This window comes from Pseudomonas sp. CLCA07 (genome assembly GCF_053615335.1).
Map to the genome: position 1 here is coordinate 578440 of NZ_CM132131.1, position 23897 is coordinate 602336.

Here is a 23897-nt window from a genome sequence, read left to right on the forward strand (position 1 = left end):
AGTTGTAAAAATGGCCCTGGCTAATGAATGTCAGGGCATGTTTGCTTAACTTATAGAGGCGGACTCGCTCTCAGTTATCCACTCCACTTGGAAGCTATACCGTCCTAGTTGAAGGGCCAGGGCCTCCTGATTGCCTCCCGCCCGGATGCATGCGACTAGCCCGCGTCGTGCATCCTGTAACACCTCTACCTCAACATCCTGCAGACACATACGTTCCACTTCCTGCCGAACTACTCGGGTTACCTCGCGCTGCTGCAAGGCGGGCTTGAAGATTTTGCCAACCGCCGTCAGTGGCAACGCTTCGAGAATCTCAATGCGCTTAGGAACGGCTGCCCGCTCGCTGATGTTGATCTGAGCGAATGCCACAAGTTCTTCGGCGTTGCAGGTTTGCCCGGGGCGCAGTTGAACGTAGGCGACCGGCACCTCGCCCGAGTAGGCATCGGGGCTGCCGATTGCAGCGGCCAAGGCGACAGCGGGATGCGTCTGCAGAGCCTCCTCGATTTGCTTGGGATCGATGTTGTGGCCGCCGCGAATGATCAACTCCTTCTTGCGTCCGGTCAGCCAGAAGTAACCCTGCGCATCCTGGCGACCCAGATCGCCCGTATTCAACCAGCGCTGACCGTCGATATCGATCCAAAGGCCCTGGTTATGACGCGCCTCCAGATAGCCATCGAAGAGATTCGGACCACTGATCGTGATGAGACCGATCTCATCCACATTGGCGTCGCGCAGGTACTCCCCAGAATCATTAAGCAAGACCGCACGCATTTTCTGGTAGGCGATCCGTATTCCAATGGAGCCGATATGACGCTCGCCATGGGGCGGATTGATTGAGGAGACGCAGGCGCCCTCAGTAAGACCGTAGCCTTCAAGAATCTTTACCCCGGTCCGACGCTCGAACTCTCGGAAAAGCTCGGCCGGCATGGGTGCGGCGCCACACATTGCGAAGCGAAGACTGGACAGGTCGCGGCCCTGCCATTCATTTTGCAAAAGTGCAGCGTAGACAGTTGGCACGCCGGAAAAGAGGTTGATACCGAAGTGCTCGACCATCTCCCAGAATCGTGGAATCACCCCCTCGCCACGATACCCAAGAGGCGTCCCGAGGATCACATGGTCGCCTTGAGTCCAAGGCATCAGTCCAGTAACCAGTTGTCCATTGACATGAAATAGCGGCAGGCCACAAAAGATAACCTGACCACAGCTGCGTGGCTGCAAGTGAGCGGCCACAGACCATGCATTGAATACTTCAGAGCCATGGGTACGCGCGGCGATCTTGGGGAGCCCGGTGGTGCCGCCCGTGCAGATGTAGGAAGAGCATTCATCCTGGCGGATTTGCCGACCGCTCTTCAGGTGTGTGTGCGGCTGAGCATTCATCAGCGACCGCCAATCGTGGATCGGGATGCCGCGGTGCAAGTCTCGCTCCTTCAGTGCCACGGCTTTCAGAGCCCCACGCACAGGTTCGGCGACATAGGACTCCATGCTGACCCAAACGACAGACCTGACCGTGGGTAACTGATCCAGCTGCGAAGCCAGTTTGGGCCACAGATCGCTGCCCGCAGTCGGCGCAAGCGTCACCACCACAGATGCCTTCGCGGCATTCAGCAAGCCGGCCATCTGCTTGGCCTCAAGCAGAGGGTTGATCGCCATGACGATGCCCGCCGCCTCCCCGCCCCATATAGTGAAATGGGTTTCTGGCAGGTTGGGCAGGATGAAGGCAAGCACCTCGCCCGGTTTTATGCCCAGGTCATGGAAGGCATTTGCCGCGCGGGTGATATCCGCGAAGAGTTGGGAGTAGTTCCACTCAACGGTGCGTCTGAAATCGGCGGCATCGGTGAAGAAGCTTAGCGCCGGTGCCTGGGGGATGCACTCGGCCACCTGCCGAAGAGCTTCATATGTGCTGGAAGCCAGGCCACGCTCCGACAAGGGGACTCGTTCAAGATTTTCAATGTCGCTCAGGGTCTGCACCACCATCAGGCTTCCCCCACGACTCGGTTGCGTTGCACACCGAGGTCGATCACACCATCGGCGCTGCGAATGCGCGCCTCGACCACGTCACCCGGCTTGAGATACTGCGACCGGCTCTCCTGCGCCTTGAGAAAAAGTTTCCACTTGGTAGCTTCTGGCATCAGAGCCGCAATGCGCTGTTTGGCAGGCGAAGGAATCGTTAGCGCACAGCCAGCCGGAGTACCGGTGGCGATCAAGTCTCCAGCGGCGAGGTCTTGCAAGGAGGATAGTTCGGTAAGGGTTTCAGCGGGACCGTAAACCAGGTTGGCCGTGCTGTCGCTCTGTCGCACCTGGTCGTTGACTGTCAGACGCAGCTGTAGTGCTTTGAGGTAATGCATGTCCTTGGCATCCAGAAGACAGAGGTAGGGACCGACCGGGCCGAAAGTGCGGAAGCTCTTGCCCTTGTAGAACTGCATCTGGGGAATCTGAATGTCGCGGGCCGAATAGTCATTGACAATGACAACGCCGGCGATGAACTCATGCAGATTGGCGTCAGTGACAGACACGGAACCGGTGATCGCGCGTTTCATCACAAGCCCCAGTTCAATCTCGTAGTCAAGGAAGCGCACGGTGCGCGGCTTGATCAGGTCGCTGTCAGCCGCCACCAGGCAACTCGTCGCCTTGGTGAAGATCATGTTGAATTTCTTCGCGTCCGGGTCCATGCCTGATTCGATCATGTGCTGACGGTAATTGGCGCCCTGGCAGACGAACTGCTGGTTACGGGTCACCGGCGACAGCAGTTTCACTTCGCCCTCCTCCAACTCCGAGCCTTTCAGTTGAGCGAGGTCGTCGATACTGTTCTGGCGAATGAAGTCACCGGTGGTTTCAAAAACACCGGGGATGATCGTGATACGGCCCTGGCGAAGCACGCCCCAGTGGATACCGTTCTGAAATTCAAAGCGGACTACGTGTACAGCAGACATTGAAGGTACTCCTGGAGCGGCGTTTGTCCCGCGCTCGGGGGCGCGAGAACTGTGGTGTTGTTCTGAAGGGGGGCTGACAACGGTGCAGACCAACGAGCCGCCAGCGATCAAAGCGCCGGCTTTAAGCACTTCCCGCCGGCCATACTGGGTTGAGTTGTCCGACATGGCGGCAGCTCTATCCAAACATCCGCATGAGTGTTACCAACTTTCGAATTGTCAGGTCCGGGCTGCGTCGCAGGTTGCGGATCAACAGAAGCAGATTGGTTAAGCTCATCTTGGGTTTTGTAAAACTCTTGGGCATGCGCTGCCCCCACTGGGCCATTGCCTCGGGGCTCACCGGATGAATGCCCGTAGGCCGAGTGGCCGTGAAAATATCCCCGTCGCAGTAATGCTCGTGCTTATCGCCCCATGGGTCTTGCCAGTAATCGAAGATCTGACTACCCAGAATGTGTCGGCCGATGCCCCATGAGTGCTCCCAACCCCGCTCCTGCAGCACGCGCTGCCCCATTCCCACCGCGTCTGCATCGACGACCTCATAGGCGCTATGGCTATAGGTCGCCATGAACCCTTGCGCTATTGCGAGCGTATGGTGCGCCGCGGGAATTTCACCGAGGTCAAGGCGCATGAAGGCGACGATAGGTGTGCCGTCGGGGAGTACTTGGACATCGCTGGGAATAAACCCGAAATGGCGCGTATACCAGGCACAGGTCGCTTGGTATTCGGCCACTTCAATCACGATGTGGCCAAGCCTGAGTACTTCAGGCGGAGCAATCGGTGGGCGCTGCGTGGCGTTGATTCGCGGTTGCTGATGCGCCAGATTCCAAGGAAGAGGAGCTCTATGTTCAAGAGTTTCACTTGGAGTCTGGTCGCAAATGGCTTCCACAATGAAACCGGAAGGATCGGTCAGTCTGACGTAATACCCTTTGCCAGGATGTTCCGACTTCTCTACCGATGACGCCCCTGGGATTCGAGTGAGTTTTTCCAGGTCCTCTAAAGACTGCACTGCAAGTCCGAATCCTATAAAACGAGCATAGTCGGCCCGTTGGACGCGGTAACAGTATGAAGTGGCGTCGGTGGCGCGTAGATAGAGCGTATCGGCGTCCTGCCTACTTACCGTCAGGCCAAAGTCAGTCAGGAAACGCGCCGCCTCATTCAAATCCGGCCGTTGGAAAATCAGGTGAGTCAGATCCTGGGCCTTTACCGTCGGCTGCGGATGCCGCGCGGGATGTGGTGTCGCCAACCGGTGCAATTCGTTTTTGTTGTTCATTGTTGTTGTTTTCCGGGTTTTTAGGGCAAAGCTGTCCCGAACCCCTGAAAAACCAGGGGTTTATTTAATCAATTCAGTTAAGGGCTCAGTCGAGAGATGGAAGTGCCGGCAACTCTATGGTCGCCAACGCACGAGCCTCCTCTGGCGGCACACCCAATGCCCGCAGCACCAGCTCGGCGGTATCAGAGCCCGACTCGCGCCACGTTCTGTGACCTTCCAGCACCAGGAAAATTGAGCCAAGAACGCTGCTCGATATCAGCGTCAGTACTGAGAGCAATTGCTCCTGCGCAAACGTGTAGCGTCCAGTGGAAAGCCCGCTCAGAAGATCCGTAGTCGCTTGGCTGCTAAACATTTCGCGCAACGCAGAATTGCTCATGGCGAATTTATGGATGAATGCCCCCCATTGGGAGTCTTCGTGCGCTCGACGAATGAAGAGACGAATGCCATTGGCCAGGCGCTGAGCGGGATCAGACAGTGAATCGAAGCTCTTGTTGACGCGCTCATGCATCTCCCTCGCAAGATGGCTGGCGACCGCCTCGAACAGGCTTTCCATGCTATCGATGTTGCTATAGACCGTTCCGCGCGCCACTCCTGCCTCTTGTGCGAGGTCGAGAATGTTCACTTGTGAGGTGCCTCGTTCAGCGAACAGGCGAAAGGCGGCTTGATGAATGCGGCGCTGTGTTGGATTTAGGGATTCCACGGTTCTCTCTCCAGGATTACCTTATGGACCGATTGAACACCTGTGTTCAATTTACGTCAACCCTATTTTTAAACGTTTAGGTGTTTCCGTCTGAAAGTCGGCGAGCAGCCAGGTCAATTAAAGTCCTGCTCCATTGACACAATTGAACACGCATGTTCAATTGTGTTGTGTTTCAGGCTTGCCTTCTCGGCACATCAAGCCCTGCGATGGCTGGCCGACTTTTCATTAGCTGAAGGACAGAACATGACCGGCTCAAAGCTCTTCAAACCGCTTCGATTGCCTAACGGCACGGTGATTCCAAACCGAATCGCCAAGGCTGCCATGGAGGAGAATCTTGCCAATGAGGATCACGCTCCAGGGGAAGCGTTGGTTAAGCTTTATCGGCGTTGGGCTGAGGGTGGAGCCGGTCTGATCATTACTGGTAACGTCATGGTTGATCGCCACGCCTTGACCGGACCGGCTGGCGTGGTGCTTGAGGACGATCGGAACCTGGTGAATTTCCGGCTATGGGCCGATGCCTGTCGCAGTCGTGGGGCCCAGGCCTGGATGCAAATCAATCATCCCGGACGGCAGCTATTGGCCTCAATGGGGCAACCGGCAAGGGGCCCCTCCGCAGTTGCGGTCGATATCCCCGGACTGTCAAAAGCTTTTGTGCCGCCCAGGGCCTTGAAAGAGCAGGAGATCGATGAGCTGATCGAGCGCTATACCCAATCAGCGGTGTTGGCAGAGCGCGCCGGATTCACTGGCGTGGAGATTCATGCAGCGCATGGCTATCTATTCAGCCAATTCCTGTCGCCCTTGACCAACCAGCGAAACGACCGCTGGGGCGGCAGCCTGGAAAATCGTGCACAAATTCTGCTGCAAACCATCGACGCAATAAGTCAGCGAGTAGCACCGAGCTTTTGCGTCGCGGTGAAGCTCAATTCCGCTGATTTTCAGCGGGGTGGTTTCGATGCCGAGGATGCGGCTCGTGTAGTGGAAATGCTCAATACCAAGGCGGTCGACTTGGTCGAGTTGTCTGGTGGTAGCTACGAAAGCCCGGCGATGCAGGGGCAAACCCGCGATGGCAGCCGCTTGGCTCGAGAAGCGTATTTTCTCGAGATCGCGCAGAAAATAGGAGAAATAGCGCGCATGCCGCTGATGGTCACTGGTGGCGTGCGTAGAAAGGAGGTCGCGGAGCGAGTGGTGAGCGGCTCGGTGTCGATGGTCGGGCTTGCTACTGCGCTGGCAATCGAGCCTGCCCTGCCGAGACAGTGGATGGCAGGTCGGGACATCAAAGTGGAGCCCATTGTTGTTCACTGGAAGAACAAGGCGCTGGCATCGCTCGCAGTGGCGTCTGTGATCAAGAAGCAGCTTGGCTTGCTGAGCCAAGGGAAACGGACACAGCCTGGGACGTCGCCACTTATGGCACTGATAGGTAATCAGCTGAAGTCTCGTCGCCAGGCGAAGCGTTATCGGAAATGGATTGATCAAGCCTGGCAGATCGAGGGTGACACCAGATCAGGCGGGTAGCGGCTTTCCGGCGATTTTCCTGGCTCTGGCAGGCGTAACGCCCAGAGCCTGGAGAATCATTTCCGCGACCCGAAGATCGTGCTCCGCCACCGCACGCCCCTCGACAACTGAGCGCATTGCTCCGGTTGTGCACGACAGAACGATGTCCAGGGCGACCCCTTCATCCTCGTAAGCAAAAGTGCCCGCACGCAATCCCTCTCGCAGATCGCCAAGTACATGGGCAGCCAAACGCGAGCGCATTGCCTGGTCGAAATGGATGATGCGCAGCAGCGCATTCGCCCACTGGTGGTCGGCGGCGGCTCGACATACAAACATACGTACGCCGATCGAAAGCCGCTGCGCACCGCACTGCACGTCCGAGTTCAAAACGGAAATGGCGTCAGAGAACTCAGCGGCCATGGCAATGCCCACCGCCTCGAGTACTTCGTCGCGAGTCCGAAAATAGTTGTAGATGGTGCCGTTGGATACCGCTGCCTCCGCGGCTACCTCAAGCAGTGCGATCTCCCCCACCTCCTTACGCGCGATAAGACGCAATGCCGCGTCCACCAGGCCGCGACGGGTGCGCTCACGCTTCTTGTGCCCCCTGGTGAGAGGTTCTGGCGCAGCAGCTTCTAAAGGAGGTGTGGGGGAATGCATGATTAAGCTCGTAATCTAATCGGCTCGTTGATGGTAATGGAAACGCTGTCACTCATCAGCAGGCCCCTGCAGTCTTGAAGGAGTCTGCTTGCCTCTGTGCCAGGGGCGTGGTGCATGATAATACGGTCCGGACGAACGGCGACGAGTGTTCCTTTCGCAGCCAGCGGCAGGATGTCATGGTTCATGTCTTCGATGAAGTCACAACTGCCACCGGAACGTTGACCGCGGGGTCTAACCTCTAAGAAGTGGCCCCCCATCTTTTCCCAGGAAACGATCTGGTCAGTGGTTAGCAGTGACAACGGGTCAACACCGAATCCAACCAGGGTCAGATTGTCTCCCAGTGCATCGTCGCTCAGCTTGATCTGCTTTTGCAGGGTGCGAATCCAAGCTTGGGGAAACAGGCTGCCACGTACCAGCTTGTCACCCCGACGATGCGGCACGAACAGGCCGTGCATAAAAGTGTTTTTCGGCTTGATGTCCAACTGCTCGAAATACCTTCTGGTCGCGGGAGTCAACGCCAGCATGCGCATCAGGCCGTGGATGAAGAACGCCGCGATCTTGTTCTTGGGCATTACCAGACGGCCCATGAGTTTTGCCAGATTGATCATCGCCTGAGCATGCGGGCGGCGCTCTACGTCATAGGTATCGAGTATCGCCGGCGCGGCATGGCCACGAAGAACCCAAGCCAGCTTCCAGGCCAGGTTGGCACCATCACGAAGGCCCGCTACGAGACCTTGTCCCACAAAGGGCGGGGTGATGTGTGCGGCGTCGCCGACGAGAAAAGTACGTCCCTTGCTGAATCTGTTGCAGCAACGCGCGTGGAATCGATACACCGCCTTGCGTTCGATTTCCAACTCCAACGGATTGACCCATGGCGCAATGAGTCGGGCGATGCTTTCCGGGCTTTCCAGCTCCTCCCGGGATTCGCCGGGGTGCAGCATGAATTCCCAGCGTTCCCTTCCACCGGGGGCCGGCATGTGCGGCGTGGGCCGCCGCGGATCACAGATAAACTCAATGTGATCAATGGCTGACTGATGCCGGTTCTTGGCATCGACAATCAGCCAATCCTCTGCATAGGTTTGTCCTTCGAACTCTTGGCCGATCAGCGTCCTGACCCTGGAACTGGCGCCGTCCGCACCGATCAGGTACTGGGCGCGAACAGAATGCGATTGCCCATTTTGATCCCGTACGGTGGCGACCACGCACTTCGCTTCTTCGACCAGACTCTCCAGTTCGAAACCACCCAGGCTGGTCACTGATTTCAGCCGGGAAACCTGGCCACGCATCGCTCGTTCGAGGTCGGGTTGATAGAACGTCACAAGCTTGGGATGGCCATCGATACATCCCTCGGTATTGGCTCGACCGAATTGCCCGAGGACCGGAGAGTGCATCTTCACTTCAGGGATTACGATCTTCTCGAAAGCGTCCTCCGACAATCCGGCGAGTTGCAGGATGCGCAGGGCCTCGTTGTCCAGAGCGATGGCACGGGGCATCAGTACGATTTCATGGAGCTTATCCAGCACCAGGGTCGTAACCCCGTAGCGGCCGAGCAGCGCCGCGATTGTCGCACCTACCGGACCGTTACCGACGACCAGCACGTCGACGACGGAGGGAGGCAATTCGGAAACTTTCTTGTTGTTGTTCATCTCGAGCCCTTGTTGTGATTGAAGTCGTGAGGCGCGCAGGTCTCATCGTCAGGCAGTATCAAGGTATGCAATATTGAGAGATATTTCAATATTGATGTTTTTGTCATTAATTTTTGAGATCATTGAAAAGCCGCGATGTGACCGACCGGACGAGCTGAGATATAGGCGTAAGTGGCCGCGTTAAGGCGAAGAAGGCTCGTGGCCTGAAGTTGCGCGCGTGCCAGTTTCCGACCGACGACGCTTGGCTTCAGAGTCGATCAGCGTTGTCATGGGTGCAATGGCCCAGGACGGCAGGAATATTGTTTTTTCAACACTGAATCACGTGCGAATCTTCAGCGCACCACCATGTTTTAAGTCTTTAGGAATCAACCGTGGCGCGCCCGCAGCCCCATCCGACACCCGTCCTGCTTGACTTCGGCGAGTTCGAGCTCGACGAGGCCAACGCGTGCTTGTTGCGTGATGGGCAAGCGGTGGCGGTGGCACCGACTCCTTTCCTGTTGTTATGCGTGCTCGCACGCCAGCCGGGGTCGCTGGTATCCAAAGACGCCTTGCTGGATGCCGTGTGGGGGCATCGATTTGTCAGCGATTCGGTCCTGAAGACGGCCATCAGCGATCTGCGCAAGGTGTTGAGCGATGACCCCAAGCATCCTCGTTTTATTGAGACTGTGTCGCGGCGCGGCTATCGCTTCATTGCCGTGTCGCCCCCTGCTGCTTCGATGCCGCCTACATCCAATGCGGTTACCACGACCGACACACATCCGTTTCCGTCATTCATCGGTCGCATTGACGAGGTCTCCAGGCTGCAACGGGCGTGGGAGCGGGCTAGTGGGGGCCAGCGGGCCGTGGTCTGGCTTGCTGGAGAACCGGGGATCGGCAAGACCACGTTGATCGAACATTTCCTCGCCGGCCTTGGCGGCATCGCCTGCGCACGCGGCCATTGCATGGAACACTTCGGCACCAGCGAACCGTACCTGCCGGTGCTGGAGGCGTTGGCCGAACTGTGCCGCAGCGACCCGCCCCTGCCGGCGTTGTTGCGCGAAGTGGCACCAACCTGGCTGCTGCAATTGCCCTGGCTGAGTAGCGCGGAGGAGCGAGACGCATTGCGGCGCGAGCTGGCCGGCGTCGGCCCGGAACGCATGCTGAGGGAATTCGGTGAACTGTTGGACCGCTACACAGAGCTGCGCCCGCTGTTGCTGGTGACCGAAGACCTGCACTGGAGCGACCGGGCGACGGTTCAGCTGATTAACTACATGGCGCGACGCCGTGGCCCCGCACGGCTCATGTGGCTGTCAAGCTTGCGCCTTGCCGAAGTGGTGGCGCTGGACCATCCGCTCAGCTCATTGCGTCACGAACTACGTCTGCAACGCTTGTGCGAGGAAGTGGTGCTCGACCCGTTTTCCGAAACCGAGGTCGCCGACTATGTGGCGCTGCGTTCAGCCTCACTGGCACGCGATGAAGCCTTCGTGCGCGCCCTGCATGAACGGACCGACGGCGTGCCGTTGTTCGTTTCCTCAATCATCAGTGAAGTGATGGATGCAAAAGAAGACGAAACCACCATCGAAGCTCGACTGGCGGATCTGGCGGTTCCCGACAACCTAGCCGCCATCATTGATCACTACATCGCCAAGCTTGATCCGGAGCAACGTACGCTCCTTTCGGCGGCTGCGGTGTGCGGGGCCGACTTCCGGGTTGAGACGGTTTCGCTGGCCCTCGAGCGCAATCTCTCTTCAGTGATCGGCGCCTGTGAGGAACTGATGCGTCAGCAGGTATGGCTCACACAATCGCGGGCTCCCAATGTTGACGATGCGGTAGAGCCTCCTTACTCGTTCCGACACGCCCTTTTTCGCCAGGTGCTGTATGACCGCACGCCGCGTTCGTTGCGCATCGATCTCCATGGCCAGGTTGGCACTGCCCTCGAACGCGAGCGCTCGGCCGGTGTGTCGGTTGCGGCCTCGGAACTGGCGATGCACTTCGACCGTGCTCGGCTGCCGATGATCGCGCTGCGCTACTACACCGAGGCCGCAGAAGCCGCGCTACAGCACTTCAGCCCGGACTTGTGCATCGGCCTCACTGAGCGCGCCCTACTCCTTCTTATGCAGGCACCCGAAGGGACGGAGCGCGATACGCTCGAAATTACCTTGGCCACGTTGCAGGGGGTTTCGGCCTTCCACATGTTTGGTGTCGGCAGCGAAGCCAAGGGCGCTTTCGAACGGGCGTACACGCTGCTCGCGTATGTACCCGAGCACCCTATGCGCGGTCGCCTTCTGCACGGATTCGGCTATCTGCTCGGTCTGCGCGGCGACTATTCGCAGGCTTTGGAAGTGGCAGAGCGTGCTGAAGCTCTCTCCCTAAACGCAAACGATCAAGAGCTCATGCTGGCAGCGTGCATCGTTCAAGGCGAGGTGCATCACCTCCAGGGTCGCACGAAAATGACACGCAGCTGGTTAGAGCGCGCCCTCACGATCGCCGAGCCGCTGGGCATAGGGACAAACGAGATCTTTGCGGCAGATCCCCAGGTCATGCTGCACGGTATGCTGGCCATCGAGCTGGTGCGGTCTGGCCTGATTGAGCAAGGGCGAACCCATTTGCAGCAAGCACGAACCCGCGCGCATACGCTTGAACAACCTATGACATGGCTGGTCGCTACCTGGCAGGAGGTGTTGATCGAGGTACGACTGGGAAACCCTGTGCGGGTGGCGGCGCTGGCTGACGACATGCAGAAGCTCGTCGATGAATATTCGCTCGCGCTCGGGCGCACGGCTTGCCGCTGGTGGCGCGGCTGGGCCGACGCGCGCAACGGTGCCCCCCACGACGGCTACCGGCACATCCGTGAGGCCTACGAGGAACACACCGGACTCGGTATGCGCTCCGGTGCCAGCGAAGTACTTGGCTACGCCGCCGAGGCGCTGCTACTGGCTGGCGATTACGACGCTGCGCACGTTGAATTGCAAGGAGCCCTCCGAGTGGGAGAGGAATTGGGCGAACGCGTATACCTGCCGCAGCTGTTGCTGCTGGAGGCCGCGATCGCGCGAGCTCAGGGTCGGTCGGATGCCAGCAGTGTGGCGGTGCGGCGTGCGATTGAGGAGGCACGCGCCCAGGAAGCATCGTGGCTGGAGCTGCTCGCAATGGTCGAGCTGAGTGAGCATCACGACGCTACAACCGAAGATCACCTGGCATTGGTGAAGCTGATTGACCAATTGCCCGAAACTAACGGAACCGAACTGGTGAAACGTGCGCACTCACTGCTTCTGGCTGCTAAGTCGACTTGAAGCGACGGCGTATCCTTCATCGCCTGGTGAACTGATATCGCGCCCACTCAGCGTGGCTAAAACCGCGTGACCACCAGCGTTCCGCTGGTCACCGTCTCAGTTTTGTGGGTGCTGTCCCGACCAAACTCTGACCTTTCGCTTACGACTTCTCCCGGGGGGCGGCTTACGCTGGCATCGAACTTTCTCGATCCCCAGGTCTGCGATGAGCCTTAACCCTGAATCCAAATACCCGAGCCGCCGTTCATACGTCGTCAAGTTGCGCAGTGATGCCGAGCCGGACGCCCTGAAGGGCCGGCTCGAAAACCTGGTGACCGGGCGTCAGCGCGAGTTCTCGTCCGCCGAAGAGTTGCTGGAGTCAATTGGCGCGGATCTGACATCAGCAGCCGGTGAGCAGGCAATAGAAAGCGACAGCAAATGATCCTTTCCGGCAACGACATACAGAGCGCATGGCGACCGAACGGTGACGGTTCGCTGACGACTTTGCGTACACGGTCCCCCTACGCTGACGCCACCTCGAACTACACGAGTCCATTTCTAATGCCGCAACTTTCCACCCCCCCTCCGCTGCCCCGCCATGCCGGTGGGATAACCTTGCAACGGACCAAGTGCTCGATTGGGTTCGCCATGGCGGCAGCTCTTTTCACTTCGATCGTCCTTTCCGGTTGCTCCACGCCGGTCGTCAAGCCATCGGTCGACGTACCGAGCCACTTTGCCGCGAGTACGGCCTCCGAGATGGAGCCCGAGGCAGCTTGGTGGGAGGTCTACCACGACCCGTTGCTAACGGATCTGGTGCGCCGAGCCGCGCGTGAGAACCGCGACGTCAAGATTGCCGCCGAACGCTTGCGTGCAGCGCGAGCCGGAGAAACGGTCAGCCAGTCCTGGCTGCTCCCGAGCGTCGGCGCATCCGTCTCCGGCAGCGACCGCAGCAGCGGCTTCAACTCGGCCGTAAAACAGGGCTATCCGGATATCAAGACCGCCAATGTGGGTCTGGACGTCTCGTGGGAACTCGATCTGAGCGGCCGTCTGCGAGCCGGCGCGGCGGCGGCAGACGCCGATGCGCTAGCCGCGGAACACAGCATGCGAGGAGTACGCCTGCTGGTGATGAGCGATGTCGTCAGCAACTATTTCACACTGGTCGGTGCACAGCGCCAGGTCGCGACGCTGCGCGCAATCTCGGCGATGCAGGATGAAACGCTGCGCTTGGTTACCGCGCGTCAACAGGTGGGGCTGGCATCCGCATTCGACGTCGAACGCGCACAAACCGACGCCTTGTCGGCGCGGGCGCAGATTCCGCCGCTGGAAACCCAAGTGGCGGTGGCACGCCACCGTATCGCGGTGCTGATCGCCGACCAGTCTTTCAACACCATAAACATCCAGCCTTCGATCGCAGACTTGGCCGACGTACCCCTGGCCAAGCCCGGGCAGCCCGCCGAGTTGCTGCAACGCCGACCTGATGTACTGGTGCTGATGGCACAGCTCGACGCCGCCAATGCACGTCGCCAACAAGCGAAAGCTGAGTGGTTCCCGCAACTCTTCCTCGGCGCGTCCTTTGGCCGCCAGGGCCTGAGCCTGAACGGTGCCGATCTTGGCGTTGCGCGCTTCACTAACGTCGCGGGCCTGCTGGCGATGCCGCTCTTCAATGCCGGGCGCACGCAAGCGATCAACGAAGCGGCTGAAAGTGCTCAACAAGAGGCGCTGCTGCGCGCCGAAGACGGCATCGTGCGGGCGCTCGAGGATGTGGAAAACGCCCTCGTCACGCTTGCGCAGGAACGCCGCCGTTCCGGGTCGCTGCAATTGGCCGCCGCGTCTGCGGAGACGGCACAGAATCGCGCTCAATCGCTCTATAACCGCGGGCAGATCGACCTGTTGCCTCTGCTGGATTCGCAGCGTGCACGTCTGACTGCACGCCTGAGTGCCAACGAAAGCAACACCCGACTGCTGCTCGACAGCGTGCAGCTTTACAAAGCACTGGGCGGGGGCTGGCAGGTGTTCGAACAACCCGCCAACTCAACCGCGTCCGCTAAAACCGACCGGCCACCACTTTCCTGAGTATTTGTCGTTTTCCAAAGAGGAACCGTCTTGAAGAATTCCCTTACTGCGGCCGGCGCCTTGGCCGTCGCCGTGATGCTTTGCGCGTGCAGCCCGGACCAGCCGTCCGTGCCGGCCCCCAGAGCGGTACGTACCGTTGAAATCAACTACGACAATGCCCGCGACGTCAGTCGCTACGTGGGCACCGTGCAGTCGCGGCACGAAGTCGAGCAGTCCTTTCGGGTGGGCGGCAAGGTTGCCCAGCGCAAAGTTGATGTAGGTCAGACGGTGCACGAAGGCGACATACTGGCTGTGCTGGACGACAGCGACTACCGTCTCGCGGAGGAAGCGTCGCAACAGCAGTGGGCTGCTGCCGTGGAGCAGACGCGTCAGGCGGAATCGGATCGCCAACGCCTGACGGCCCTGAAGGCTGATGGCTCAGTCAGCGCGGCCGACGATGAGCGTGCGCATACCAATGCCCAGACCACGCGCGCGACCGCCGAGGCCGAGGCGCGAAAACTTGAGCTCGCACGCAACCGGCTCAAGTACACCGTACTGCGCGCCTCCCGTAGCGGCGTGGTTACGGCGGTACGCATCGAAGCGGGACAGGTCGTGGCGGAGGGTCAGCCAGTGATCTCGGTTGCGAATCCGGACGAATCCGAGATCGTCATTGATGTGCCCGAGGATCAGCTGTCCACCTTCAAGGAGGCGCGTTTCAAAGCCTCGCTGGCCAGTGCGCCGAACGAGACCTTCGATGTCACCCTGCGCGAGCTGTCGCCGCAGGCTGCAACGCAGACGCGCACCTATCGCGCCCGGCTCAAGCCGGTGCAGGCGCTGCCGCTCGGCGCCACTGCCACGGTTATGGCCGAGCGCGAGATGACTAGTGTCTCGGTGGCAGCAGTGCCGGCGACGGCACTGACGCAAACCGGCGGCCAGCCGGCGCTGTGGGTGGTCACGCCCGAGGGCAAGAATCCGGTGGGCACTGTCGAACTGGTGCCTGTGGCGGTGTTGGGCTATCGCAACGATGAGGTGCTCGTCTCTGGGCCGCAGGCCGGAGTATTGGTCGTCACCGCCGGGGTGCAGAAGATGGCATCCGGACTGAAGGTCGCGCTTCCCGGCGCAGCGATTGTTGACGCGAACACCACGCAGCAGGCCACCCGATGAACAATTTCAACCTCACCGACTGGGCGCTGCGCCATCGCGCCATCGTCCTGTTCATGCTCCTCATTGTCGCGGTGGCTGGCGCCTTCAGCTTCACCCGCCTCGGCCAGCTCGAGGATCCGAACTTTTCCGTGCCCTCCATGACCGCCATGGTCATCTGGCCGGGCGCTACCGCCCAGCAGTTGCAGGACCAGGTCCTCAACCGCATGGAGAAAAAGTTCGAGCAGATCGACAACTTCGAGAAAGTGGTCACCTACGCGCGGCAAGGCTACGCTGGCATGACGCTCACCGTGCGCGGCGGCACCTCCAAGGCTGACCAGCGCGAGGCCTGGTACCAGGCGCGCAAAAAACTCAACGACTTGAGCTTGGAGATGCCTGACGGCGTGATCGGCCCGATCCTGAACGACGAGTACGGCGACGTGTATGGCCTGATGTACGCTGTCGAAGGCGACGGCATAGGCCACGCCGACCTGTCGGACGCGGCCGAGGATATCAAGCGCCAGATGCTGAAGGTGCCGATGGTCAAGAAGATCGATCTCATCGGCAAGCAAGCCAAGCGGGTCTACGTCGAGTTCTCGCACGAGCGCCTGGCAGCACTGGGCATTACACCGCTGGCCATCGCCGAAAGTCTCAAGAGCCAGAACGCGATGTTGCCCGCAGGCCAGATTGACACCCGTGGCGACCGCGTCATGGTGCGCGTGAGTGGCCAATTCGCCAGCGAAGAGGCTATCCGCAATGTGCCCATCTCCGCGGGCGGCCGGCTGATCAAGCTCGGCGACATCGCGACCGTTACACGTGGCTTCGAGGATCCGCCGACCTACACGGTCCGCCACAACGGCCAACCAGTGCTGATGCTCGGTATCACAATGACCAGCGATGGCAACATCGTGGACCTTGGCAAGGCGATGGACACGGCAGTCGCCAAGATCCAGTCAGAACTTCCGCACGGCGTGGAGCTGGAGCTGGTGGCTGACCAGCCAACCACGGTGAAAGATGCAATCCTGGACTTCGGGCGAGCGCTGGCCGAGGCGCTGATCATCGTGATCGCGGTAAGTCTGGCCAGCCTGGGCTGGCGCGCCGGCCTCGTGGTCGCAACCACGGTGCCGCTGGTGCTGGGCGGCGTGGCGCTGGTGATGCTGGCGATGGGCTGGAACCTGGAGCGTATCTCGCTCGGCTCACTGATTATCGCGTTGGGACTGCTGGTGGATGACGCCATCATCGCCATCGAGATGATGGTGGCGAAGATGGAAACCGGCATGGACCGCGTGAAGGCGGCCGCCTTTTCCTATCAGTCCACCGCCATGCCGCGCCTGACCGGCGCACTCATCACCGTCGTGGGCTTCCTGCCGATCGGCCTCTCGAAGTCCACCACCGGCGAGTACGCGGGCGGCATCTTCTGGATCGTCGGCGCCGCGGTGCTGTTCTCGTGGATCTGCTCCGGCATCTTCACGCCATATCTGGCGGTCAAGATGCTGCCCAACGACTTGGGCAAGCACCAGCATGGTGATATGTACGACACGAAGTTCTACCGCAGCCTGCGACGCCTGATCGACGCGGCCATCGAGCGCCGCTGGGTGGTCATCGGTGCGACGTTTGGCGCTCTGGTGCTTACTCTGGCCTGTATCAAGCTAGTGCCGCAGCAATTCTTCCCCAACAGTTCGCGTCCTGAACTGGTCATTGACCTGCGCGTCAAGGAAGGCGCCTCGTTTTCCGCGACGACCGAGCAGGTCAAGCGCATGGAGGAGATCCTGGCGAAGGACGAGGACGTGCGTTTCTATACCGCCTACACCGGCGCCGGCGCACCGCGCTTCTATCTCTCGCTCAACCCCGAGCTGCCGAATCCGGGATTTGCCCAGTTCGTTGTGATGACCAAGGACCTGGATGCACGCGAGCGGGTACGTGCGCGGCTGGTGGCCTCGGACGACCAACAATTCCCGCAGGCGTGGGTGCGCGTGACCCGCCTCGAGTTGGGGCCACCTGTCGGCTACCCGGTGCAGTTCCGCGTGGTAGGCCCCGATACCCAGGTGGTGCGCAAGATCGCCCGCGATGTGGAGAAGGTGGTTGCGTCCAACCCGAAGGTGCGCGACCTCCAGCTCGACTGGAACGACCCGGTACGTACGCTGAAAGTGGAGCTTGATCAGGACAAGGCGAGCGCGCTTGGCCTCACCCCGGCCGACGTGTCGCTGGCGACCCAGACCGTGATGAACGGCGCAACCCTGTCGCAACTGCGGGAGCGCGAGGACCTGATCGACATCGTAGCCCGTGCCGTACCGGAGGAACGCTTGAACCTCGACACACTGAAAAACATCAACCTTTACACACGCCAGGGCACGGTGGTGCCGTTGTCGCAAGTCGCACAGGTGCGCTCTGAACTGGAAGAGCCGGTACTGTGGCGCCGTAACCGCGACATGGCGATCACTGTGCGTGCCGACGTGAAGGATGGAGAGCAAGGTGTATCGGTGACGCAGGAAATCCAGCCGTTGCTTAAGGACATCGAAGCCAAGCTGCCGACCGGTTACCGCATCGATGTGGGTGGAGCGGTTGAGGAAAGCGACAAGGCCAACAAGGCGCTACTCGCGGTGGCACCGCTGATGCTGATCACCATCCTGCTGTTACTCATGCTGCAATTGCAGAACTTTTCCCGCATGTGGATGGTGCTGCTGACCGCACCGCTGGGCCTGATCGGTGTGGTGCCCGCGCTTCTGGTGTTTCAATCGCCGCTGGGCTTCGTCGCGATCCTGGGCATCATCGCTCTGGGTGGCATGATCATGCGAAACGCGGTGATCCTGATCGATCAGGTACAAATCGAAATCGCCGAGGGGCGTGCCCCGTGGAATGCTGTGCTGGATGCCGCCATTCACCGAGCGCGACCGGTAATGCTGACGGCACTGGCCACCGTGCTCGCAATGGTCCCGCTCACACGTAGCGTCTTTTGGGGGCCGATGGCGATCGCGATCATGGGTGGCCTCACTGTGGCGACGCTGCTGACGATTTTCTTCGTCCCGGCGTTGTACGCCGCATGGTTCAAGGTGGGTCGCCAGACGGCCGCGGATACCCAACAGGTACGGGGAAACACTGCGCTTGCTTCCAAGTGATGAGTGCCGTGACCTTTGCCCCCGACCTCACCGCTATTAGAGAAGTTTGTTAAGCGCCGTTTCTGAAAACAACCTAGGTCAGCCGTGAGGTACTGCGAACGTTACTGTCTTTCGCTCCTCGCGGCTCTCAGGAAAGACTGGCCATAAATAACTGCTGACGACAGACTGCTATCGGCCGATTCTGTTGAAAACAGTCGGCCATGGTTTGCGCATCAGAAAAGTACGCGTCCGAGATTGAAATCTTTACTTTTGGCAGAGGCTTCCGGACTCGGATTTCACGTAGCAGCGTGCAGAAAAGGCGTTTTCACCAGTCAATGATCAGGCAGTTTGGGCAGACCGACTTTTTCAACAGAATCGGCCAAAAGCAGTCGTTGAACTGTTGCCCTGGCTTCGAATCATCAGGAGTACTGCAACCGACAAGGAGTAGATGAGCCTGCCCCTTAAAACCGCAGGATGTGCCGGCGTCTGAAAACACATATGGCCAAGCGTTGACTACGTCTGTGAGTTCCTCGTCTGGCTTGTCATTGCTCGAATCAAAAGTATCGTCATGATCCCGTGCAAGACGACCACTGGCCACAATAAAACCCCACTCGATTCCCCCGAGATACCAACGTAGGCGAGATAAAGCGTAGCGGCTGCGTTATAGATCAACATCCCGAGCATTGCTGGTCCGGGCCAGCAGGTGATGGCCAATGCGATGAGGGCGATGCCGGCCAGGGGGACGATGACGCCCGTGAGTTCGATGCCAAGCAGAAGTTGCCCGACCAGCGACGGGACAAGTATCAGCGCCACGCCAGTGGCTGCCTCGATGATCGCGGCGAAAACAAGCAGTCCTTTCATCATATGGGCGCTCCGTTCCGGGCTGTATAGGTGCAAGACTGGACGGTCCTGGGGAAATGGTTAATCCGATTGCTACTAAGCCTTAGTGCTTATCGTGATTAGCCTTGGTGGAAAGTTCCGGTGCAGCAGCAATACTCCACTCGGCCGCGAAAACTATTCGCAGTATAGCGTGGGGCAAGAAGTCATGAACTTAAGCGTCTGCGAAGCGAAAGAATCTCGACTTTCATTAATCAAACGATGCCTTCGCCAGCCGCTATTACACTTTCTAATTGCCGGTTTTGCACTCTTTGTGCTGTACGGAGGTTTACACCGCTCAACCCTTAATCAAGATCCGCAACGCATCGAAATCACCCCTGAAGTTGTTCAGCGGATCGCGATTTCCTGGCTGGCACGATGGCAACGACCCGCATCGGAGCAACAGTTACAGGGCCTGATTGAGGAATATGTGAAAGAGGAAATCCTCTATCGCGAAGCACTGAAACTTGGCCTGGATAAAGACGACACTATTATTCGCCGCCGACTGGCGCAAAAAATGGATTTCCTCGCCGAGGATGTAGCGTCACTTCGCGAACCGGCACCCGGTGTACTTGAGGCCTGGTACAACCAGCATCAGGACCAATACGCCCCGCTGCCACTTTTGACCTTCCATCATTTGTTTTTCGCTTTGGACAAACGTGGTGCGGATGCGCAAGCGCAGGCTCAGTCCGCACTAAGTGGGCTGTCTGACAAGAACAGTGGTGAAGGCGATGCCTTTATGTTTAAAAACGCCTACTCAGAACAATCCCAGGATCAGGTGGCGCGGGTCTTTGGTTCAACGTTCGCCATTTCATTGTTCAAGCACACGCCGGGTAGTTGGGTGGGGCCTGTGGAGTCGGGTTTTGGCTGGCATCTGGTGTGGATTGATGCGCTGGCCAAATCACCTCCTCCACCCTTCGAAACCGTGGCCCAGCAGGTCAAATCCGATTGGTTGTCCGAACAACGCAGCGCATCGAAACGCGCGAATTTCGATGCACTGAAAGCACGCTATGAGGTCGTGGTGATGATACCTGCTTTCGCCGGTGTGATTGCCGCCACTCACACGGAGCGGCCGTGATGGGGCGCACGGTATGGCTGCTGTTGGTGCTCTGGTTCATGAGTCTGACGGCCATCGCCCATGAGTCGCGCCCCGCTTACCTGGAACTCAACGAAACGGCCGCCGGGCGCTATGACGTACTGTGGCGCACGCCGGTGCTTTCAGGCATGCGATTGCCGATTGCGCTCCGGTTTGCCGAAGGTGTGCGTATTGTCGTTGAGCCCGTGGAAAGCGAACTGAACGATTCACTGATCGAGCGTCGGGTCATTGATGCCGGTCCCTTAGGCCTGGTCGGACAACGTATTGAATTCATCGGCCTGCAAGCGAGCATCACCGATGTGCTGGTGCGTGTCTCGCGCCTGGACGGCAGCTTGACGACCACCCTCGTCCATCCTGCGCAACCCTGGATAGAGATCGCGGCTACGCCGGGAGCATTCTCGGTGGCCGGTGCATTTCTGGTCCATGGCATCCAACACATCCTGGGGGGCTTCGATCACCTGCTGTTCGTCTTCGGTCTCCTGCTGCTGGTGGGTAATGGCTGGATGCTGGTGAAGACCATCACCGCATTCACCCTCGCCCATTCCATCACCCTGGCACTCGCTACACTGGGTGCAGTGCGGCTGCCCGGCCCTCCGGTGGAAGCGACGATTGCGCTGAGCATTTTGTTGCTGGCAGTGGAAATCGCCCGCAAGAACCGTGACGAAACCAGTTTCACCCTTCAGTGGCCATGGGTGGTGGCGTTCTGTTTTGGCTTGTTGCATGGCTTCGGTTTTGCCGGTGCGCTGGCGGAAATCGGTTTGCCGCAACGCGATCTGCCGCTGGCGCTGCTCACCTTCAATGTCGGCGTCGAGATCGGCCAACTGATGTTCGTCGCCGTCGCGTTGAGCCTGCGCGCACTGTTGCTGCGTTGTCGACTGCCAAGGCCCGCAGTCCTGTATGCCCGACCGATTGCTTCTTACGGGTTGGGTACGCTGGCTGCCTTCTGGTTTTTCGAAAGAGTCTCGAGTTTCTTGCCCTGAGTTGCACCCTGTCATTGCCGTATTCCGGAGACGTGGAATATGAAAAGCCCTACACACTTCACCACGCCAACACTGCTCGGTTGCGCCGCGTTAACTGTCAGCGCGCTGGCATTGGCAGAGGGCAACCCGGATCGCGAGGTTTACTTTGGCCAGACGCACTCGCACAGCTCCTGGTCGATTGATGCCTACCTGATCGGCAACCACCAAGTCGATCCCGAGCAGGCGTACCAATACTCACTTGGAATGCCGGTCAAGCATCCAATGGGGTTTGAAGTGCAACTCAAGGGTCGCCCGCTGGATTTCCATGGCGTGACCGACCACTCGGAATACGTGGGCGTGATCGCCCTGGCCAACGATCCAAAGTCAGACTTCAGCAAACTGCCCATCGCGCAAAAGCTGATTGTCAAAACCCCGGAAGATTTCAACCGGGTGTTCAAATGGATCGCGGGCAGCTTGAGCCATCCCATCAAAGAGCTGATTGATCCGAAGGTTGCCGGCAACATCTGGCAGCAGAACATCGCCATCGCCGACAAGTACTACAAGCCCGGCAAGTTCACCACGTTTGTCGCCTATGAATGGACCTCAGCCCCCAACAATCAAAACATGCACCGCAATGTGTTTTTCCGTGACTCGAAGAAAGTGCCAGACCTGCCCTTCACGGCTCTCGATTCGGACAAACCGGAGGACTTGTGGGGCTGGATGGACGATCAACGCAAAAAGGGCAACGAAGTATTGGCAATCTCCCACAATGCCAACCTCAGCAACGGTCTGATGTTTCCGGTGGACGTAGATGAGCGTGGCCGCCCCATCGACGCGGCCTGGGCGCAAACGCGGATGCGTAATGAATCCCTCACCGAAATTCACCAGGTCAAGGGCACCTCCGAAACCCACCCCGAGCTGTCGCCGACCGACGAATTTGCCAATTATGAAATCATGAGCTTCCTGCTTGGCATCGACAACAGCACGTCGAAACTCAATGGCAGTTACATCAGGCAAGCCTGGCAAAACGGCATGGCCTTACAGGAAGCCCGCGGATACAACCCGTACAAAATGGGTGTGGTCGGCGCCAGCGATTCGCACAACGGGGTGATCCCCTATGCGCAGAACAACAACTTCGGCTCCCACGGTTTTACCGACAGCACCCCAGCAGCGCGTATTTCCGGTAAACAGAACTCGGGCATGGTGGCCCTGCAAACCAGCACGTCCGGTTTGGCCGGCGTGTGGGCTGAAGAAAACACCCGTGAATCGATCTTCGATGCCATGAAGCGTAAAGAAGTCTATGGCACCAGCGGCGTGCGCATCCCGGTACGCATGTTTGGTGGCTGGGGCTTCGACAGCAGTTTGTGGAACGACAAAGACTGGGTGCATGCTGCCTATGCCAAGGGCGTTCCCATGGGCGGCGATTTGCCGGCAAAACTGGATAAACAGGCGCCTTCCTTCGTGGTGTGGGCGGTCAAGGATGCCGACGATGGCAACCTTGACCGAATCCAGATCATCAAGGGCTGGACCAAAAACGGCCAGACCTTCGAGAAGATCTACGACGTCGCCTGGTCCGGGGATCGCCAACCGGACCAGGCCACCGGCAAGCTCCCGCCAGTGGGCTCGACGGTCGATGTTTCCAAGGCGACTTACACCAATACCATTGGTGCCACCGAGCTGAAAAAAGTTTGGCTCGATCCGGATTTCGATCCGGCCCAGCACGCGTTCTACTACGCTCGCGTGCTACAGATTCCGACCCCGCGCTGGAGCACCTATGACGCGGCCAAGTTGCAAGTACCGCCGCCGGCCGACGTCTCTGCCACCGTCCAGGAACGTGCGTGGACTTCGCCGATCTGGTACACGCCGACAGTTGAGGACAGCAAGCTTGTCGCTGCTGGCAAAACCATCGATCAGCTGAAAACCGAAGGCGCCAAAGCGCTCACTAATGAGCAGTTGCAAGCCTACGTGGTGGGCAAAACCATCAAGGTGCGCAATACCGTCACCGGCCAGACGTTCGAGGTCGTCTATGGCACCGGAGGCCAACGCCTGGTCACCAGCATCGATGGCAAGCCGCCTGCGCAAGGGGAATACCTGAACATGCTGCATGACGGCCAGTTTGGCGTGCCGGCCAAATATGAAATCAAGGACGGGCATCTAGTGACAACACTCGGCGGCACACCCTTCGAGGCCACAGTATTCGAGCAAAACGGCAAATACATGGCGGCTCGCAGCAACGAGTTCGGTTATGTGAATTATGAAGTTGAGGAGGTCAAGTAGCGCCGAAGCCAGCACCGATGTTCTGCATACAGCGAACGGGTAAAAGGAAGCGAAAATCAAGCTCCGTACCCTGCGCCAGCGTGCCGCAGACCGTGTCGTGGATGGTGTTCCACAACGGTTCAAGAGCCGAATTGCGGCCCGTCATGACACCTGCTGACGTTCTATTCAGACGCTTCATTGTCTTCGGTGACTGGATGGCCCGCTAGATTCGCGACGCGGTAACGAGGTAACGAGGTAAGTCAATTGGACGGTGAGATCGATCCTGATGCCGAGCGCGGTAATGAAGATGACTTCTGGCCAGGACAGAGCCGTCAGATCAAATGCATGGGGCAAACCCGCGCCGAAAAAAACGACGGCTTTAAATTACTCAGCGTCAGCACGGCTCCGGCGAGAAGGCCCGGCCTGCTGAGCGCTTTGGAGGTGCCTGCATTTGTTCGGTGTTCTTTGACCATAAGTACCAGGCGATGAA

General features: G+C 59.1%; 17 protein-coding genes. 9 read left to right on the top strand and 8 right to left on the bottom strand.

Translation table 11 applies throughout. The features are described from left to right. Positions 1-45 precede the first annotated feature (45 nt). The 4 genes from ACWGZX_RS02715 to ACWGZX_RS02730 all read right to left on the bottom strand — a co-directional run bounded on the left by ACWGZX_RS02715 (position 46) and on the right by ACWGZX_RS02730 (position 4894). The gene (locus ACWGZX_RS02715) at positions 46-1971 is read right to left on the bottom strand and encodes an acyl-CoA synthetase (protein WP_452627190.1); all 1926 of its coding nucleotides are present in this window, start codon (positions 1969-1971) and stop codon (positions 46-48) included. After that, on the bottom strand, positions 1971-2927 hold the full coding sequence (locus ACWGZX_RS02720; RefSeq protein WP_452627191.1) for a fumarylacetoacetate hydrolase family protein: 957 nt from the start codon (positions 2925-2927) through the stop codon (positions 1971-1973). The genes ACWGZX_RS02715 and ACWGZX_RS02720 overlap by 1 nt, the downstream gene beginning before the upstream one ends. A 175-nt stretch (positions 2928-3102) precedes the next feature. Next, a complete protein-coding gene (locus ACWGZX_RS02725; RefSeq protein WP_452627192.1) occupies positions 3103-4194 on the bottom strand; it encodes a VOC family protein in 1092 nt (363 codons plus the stop codon). An 85-nt stretch (positions 4195-4279) separates the two neighbouring features. Further along, entirely contained in the window at positions 4280-4894 is a 615-nt protein-coding gene (locus tag ACWGZX_RS02730; protein WP_452627193.1) for a TetR/AcrR family transcriptional regulator, read from the bottom strand. A gap of 243 nt (positions 4895-5137) precedes the next feature. On the opposite strand from ACWGZX_RS02730, the gene ACWGZX_RS02735 reads away from it, so the two are divergent. Next, a complete protein-coding gene (locus ACWGZX_RS02735; RefSeq protein ID WP_452627194.1) occupies positions 5138-6406 on the top strand; it encodes an NADH:flavin oxidoreductase/NADH oxidase family protein in 1269 nt (422 codons plus the stop codon). Here the strand turns inward: ACWGZX_RS02735 and ACWGZX_RS02740 are convergent. After that, complete coding sequence (locus tag ACWGZX_RS02740; RefSeq protein WP_452627195.1) at positions 6395-7042, bottom strand: TetR/AcrR family transcriptional regulator; 648 nt, start codon at positions 7040-7042, stop codon at positions 6395-6397. The two genes, ACWGZX_RS02735 and ACWGZX_RS02740, sit on opposite strands and share 12 nt — an antisense overlap. Positions 7043-7044: 2 nt before the next feature. Then, the gene (gene mhpA / locus ACWGZX_RS02745; protein WP_452627196.1) at positions 7045-8688 is read right to left on the bottom strand and encodes a bifunctional 3-(3-hydroxy-phenyl)propionate/3-hydroxycinnamic acid hydroxylase MhpA; all 1644 of its coding nucleotides are present in this window, start codon (positions 8686-8688) and stop codon (positions 7045-7047) included. A 371-nt stretch (positions 8689-9059) separates the two neighbouring features. On the opposite strand from mhpA, the gene ACWGZX_RS02750 reads away from it, so the two are divergent. The 5 genes from ACWGZX_RS02750 (at position 9060) to ACWGZX_RS02770 (ending at position 18241) form a co-directional block, all read left to right on the top strand. Continuing rightward, positions 9060-11957: an AAA family ATPase gene (locus ACWGZX_RS02750; RefSeq protein WP_452627197.1), complete on the top strand. Its 2898-nt coding sequence runs from the start codon at positions 9060-9062 to the stop codon at positions 11955-11957. A 202-nt stretch (positions 11958-12159) separates the two neighbouring features. Further along, positions 12160-12375 carry a hypothetical protein gene (locus tag ACWGZX_RS02755; RefSeq protein ID WP_452627198.1) on the top strand — a complete coding sequence of 72 codons (216 nt, stop codon included), beginning with the start codon at positions 12160-12162 and terminating at the stop codon, positions 12373-12375. A 173-nt stretch (positions 12376-12548) separates the two neighbouring features. Continuing rightward, positions 12549-14006, top strand: coding sequence for an efflux transporter outer membrane subunit (locus ACWGZX_RS02760; protein ID WP_452627199.1), 1458 nt, complete (start codon positions 12549-12551; stop codon positions 14004-14006). A gap of 30 nt (positions 14007-14036) precedes the next feature. Continuing rightward, positions 14037-15149, top strand: coding sequence for an efflux RND transporter periplasmic adaptor subunit (locus ACWGZX_RS02765; RefSeq protein WP_452627200.1), 1113 nt, complete (start codon positions 14037-14039; stop codon positions 15147-15149). Next, positions 15146-18241, top strand: coding sequence for an efflux RND transporter permease subunit (locus ACWGZX_RS02770; protein ID WP_452627201.1), 3096 nt, complete (start codon positions 15146-15148; stop codon positions 18239-18241). Before ACWGZX_RS02765 ends, ACWGZX_RS02770 begins: the two co-directional genes overlap by 4 nt. Before the next feature lie 492 nt (positions 18242-18733). On the opposite strand, the gene ACWGZX_RS02775 is transcribed toward ACWGZX_RS02770, so the two are convergent. Beyond that, complete coding sequence (locus ACWGZX_RS02775) at positions 18734-19084, bottom strand: hypothetical protein (protein WP_452627202.1); 351 nt, start codon at positions 19082-19084, stop codon at positions 18734-18736. Positions 19085-19265: 181 nt separating this feature from the next. Here ACWGZX_RS02775 and ACWGZX_RS02780 point away from each other — a divergent pair, with 181 nt between their 5' ends. Genes ACWGZX_RS02780 through ACWGZX_RS02790 form a run of 3 tightly spaced genes read left to right on the top strand, consistent with a single transcriptional unit; the run spans position 19266 to position 23428 of the window. After that, positions 19266-20174 (top strand): peptidylprolyl isomerase, encoded by a 909-nt coding sequence (locus ACWGZX_RS02780; RefSeq protein ID WP_452627203.1) that lies wholly within the window; start codon positions 19266-19268, stop codon positions 20172-20174. Next, entirely contained in the window at positions 20174-21172 is a 999-nt protein-coding gene (locus ACWGZX_RS02785) for a HupE/UreJ family protein (RefSeq protein WP_452627204.1), read from the top strand. Before ACWGZX_RS02780 ends, ACWGZX_RS02785 begins: the two co-directional genes overlap by 1 nt. A gap of 39 nt (positions 21173-21211) precedes the next feature. Beyond that, positions 21212-23428, top strand: coding sequence for a DUF3604 domain-containing protein (locus tag ACWGZX_RS02790; protein ID WP_452627205.1), 2217 nt, complete (start codon positions 21212-21214; stop codon positions 23426-23428). On the opposite strand, the gene ACWGZX_RS02795 is transcribed toward ACWGZX_RS02790, so the two are convergent. Then, positions 23421-23606: a hypothetical protein gene (locus ACWGZX_RS02795; RefSeq protein WP_452627206.1), complete on the bottom strand. Its 186-nt coding sequence runs from the start codon at positions 23604-23606 to the stop codon at positions 23421-23423. The genes ACWGZX_RS02790 and ACWGZX_RS02795 overlap by 8 nt on opposite strands. Positions 23607-23897: the final 291 nt, after the last annotated feature.